Below are 1,697 nucleotides of genomic sequence, written 5' to 3' on the forward strand. Positions count from 1 at the left end.
ACTTCAGCTAACGCTTCAGTATGACAAGCTTTAGAATCTTGCAAGAATTTGTGATATAAACGATAAAGATTCTCAATTATTTCTGTTCTCTCTCTCTCTCTTGTTGATAATTCAGATTCAATTAAGTTTATCTCCTTTTCATTCAATCCATAGGCTTGATAAATCAAGGAATCAAGGCGAGATTCTAGATTTTGTAAGTATTGGCTTTGGATTAAAATTTTGCTTATACATTCACATATTTTATCTGCTAGGTTTTTTACAAGCTTTTATATCTTATTATATTATTGTTTGTCTTTTAATTTATTGCCTATTTTTTCATAAATTTTTTTAAGTTTATCAAGCGGCAATGTATCAATGATTTTTTCTAGCATAGACATACTAGGGATTTCTCCTTTAGAATTTAAGGTATCACTAGGATTAAACATTGCAGAATCAAGTATAATTTCTATAAGTTTTGTTTTTAGTTCCTCGTTTTGCATTTTTTCAATTTGTCGTTCATATCCTACATAGGTTTCATTTAATCTTTCTTTGTAGGCATATTCACTTGCTATTCTTTTGTATTCTGCAATTTGTTTTGTGGAATAAAAAATAAAAAATCCGCTAAAAATCCAGAATGGGAACGACTTTAAAAAACTCATATAATTGAAGTTCTCTTGAAATGAGAGATAAAAATATAATGCAAAAACCCCAATAAACACTATAATAGAACCAACAAATATCTTATGCCACCAAATGATATTTTTTTGAATATCAACTTTTTCATCTCTATACGCTACTGATAATCCAGCTGAAGTAGCACTAGGCAAAAGTTCATTGATTTCCTTTTCTTTTGCTTCATATAAGGAGGTCAATTCCTCATCTTTTTCATCTTTAAGTTGTTCTAATTCTTTCTTTTTATCCGAAAATAATTCTCTTAATTGTGAAATATGACTATTCAATATTTCATTTAAGGGTTGTCTAGTGATTTCACCATTTTCAGTAATGCCCTCAAATACTTCTGTATAAAAGTTTTGTAATTTGGCTATTTTATCCTTATTTTGTTCAATCTGCCGACACGCTTCTGTTAATTTTGTAATGATTCCTTGTGTAATATTTCCTTGAGAATCTTTCATATCATAAAATCTTTGGTAGCTTTCTTGCATTTTCTTTGCTTTATTTTGTGCATCTTGTATATCAATTAATGCTTGACTCTTAACATCTCCATTTTCATTTTTTTGAAAGATTTTCCAGTAGCTTTCTTGCATTTTCTTTGCTTTATTTTGTGCATCTTGTATATCAATTAATGCTTGACTCTTAACATCTCCATTTTCATTTTTTTGAAAGATTTTCCAAAAAATTTCATCTAGTCTTTTTTGAATCGTTTCAATATCTTGTATTTTATTTTCTTCAATTAAGTTTAAAAGTATTTGTAAGCTATTAGCACTTTGTTCATCTTTTAAAATTTTGACGAATTTATCAAATAAATTTTTTTGCTCTTGTGTTAGCTCTTCCATTAATTATTTCTCCTTGTTTTCTATAATTTTTATCTCATCATCTGTTAGATTATAAAGTTTATACACTAAAAAGTCAATTTCAGATTCTAGTTTGCTTGTGTCGGGTATTTTGTCGTGTTGAGGGCAAATGCTCGAAACATCTCTTTGAGAATCCCTTGATTCTTTACTTAGAGATTCTTCACCTGCTAACGCAGGTTCAGAATG

2 protein-coding genes are annotated in these 1,697 nt (G+C 28.5%); both read right to left on the minus strand.

Annotated features, from left to right (window positions below; all coding sequences use genetic code 11):
* Positions 1 to 281: 281 nt before the first annotated feature.
* On the minus strand, positions 282 to 1,493 hold the full coding sequence (locus LS73_RS09715; protein WP_104692314.1) for a hypothetical protein: 1,212 nt from the start codon (positions 1,491 to 1,493) through the stop codon (positions 282 to 284).
* A 3-nt stretch (positions 1,494 to 1,496) separates the two neighbouring features.
* Positions 1,497 to 1,697 (minus strand): hypothetical protein (locus tag LS73_RS09935; RefSeq protein WP_138070036.1); only part of this gene is annotated, 201 nt, incomplete at its 5' end.

The sequence above is a fragment of the Helicobacter muridarum genome, assembly GCF_000765805.2.
Taxonomy (GTDB): Bacteria; Campylobacterota; Campylobacteria; order Campylobacterales; family Helicobacteraceae; genus Helicobacter_A; species Helicobacter_A muridarum.

Bases quoted from the DNA above. Each gene is read 5' to 3' on its own strand.
- LS73_RS09715 (WP_104692314.1), bottom strand. From the start codon at position 1,493: ATGGAAGAGCTAACACAAGAGCAAAAAAATTTATTTGATAAATTCGTC.